A 242-nucleotide genomic window follows, 5' to 3' on the forward strand; every position below is an offset into this window, starting at 1 on the left:
TTATCGTCATCACTTTTTTTAAGGTCATTATACATCCTTACATACATATCCATTTGTCCGATAGCTTCGTGAGTAAGTTTATGGGTCTTAAGATCAACAAGAACAAAACATTTAAGGTAGTAATTATAGAATACAAGATCAATAAAAAAATCTGATGTATCTGTAACAATATGTTGTTGCCTGGCTACAAAAGCAAAGCCTTTTCCCAGTTCCATTAAAAATTGCTGTAGATGGGAAATAAG

The 242-nt window shown here is 31.8% G+C and carries 1 protein-coding gene; it reads right to left on the minus strand.

Going from position 1 to position 242, the window contains the following annotated elements; translation table 11 throughout:
* Window positions 1-215: PDDEXK nuclease domain-containing protein (locus tag SB786_RS37395; protein WP_410731736.1), on the minus strand; the 215-nt coding region annotated here is incomplete at its 3' end.
* Window positions 216-242 lie beyond the last annotated feature (27 nt).

Origin of the sequence: Burkholderia sp. SIMBA_062, from assembly GCF_046534765.1 — a bacterium.
GTDB classification, from domain to species: Bacteria; Pseudomonadota; Gammaproteobacteria; order Burkholderiales; family Burkholderiaceae; genus Burkholderia; species Burkholderia ambifaria.